Below are 276 nucleotides of genomic sequence, written 5' to 3' on the forward strand. Positions count from 1 at the left end.
CCGTAAAAAGTATATTTACTATTAAAGTTACCAGGAATAATTTAACTAATAGCGATACTACAATAGATAACAACTCTCTCCACCAAACCTGAAAGTAGTTATTATCATCTGCCAGCATAGATAGTGCTACAGGTGCAATAAGAATTTGCATGATTATATAGTCTGCATAGAAAACACAAACAGAATATAAAAACATAATAAAAACAACTAAAAAGAATATTAATGCTACTGATAATACAAATCCCCCAAAACCGAGGACACTTCCAGTAAGAGCTG

Annotated in this window: 1 pseudogene; it reads right to left on the reverse strand. The window is 31.5% G+C overall.

The annotated features are described in order from the left end of the window. Positions 1–276, reverse strand: a pseudogene (locus tag GJQ66_RS14865) (hypothetical protein); the annotation flags it as partial.

The organism is Microbacterium sp. ZXX196 (assembly GCF_009709595.1).
Taxonomy (GTDB): Bacteria; Actinomycetota; Actinomycetes; order Actinomycetales; family Microbacteriaceae; genus Microbacterium; species Microbacterium excoecariae.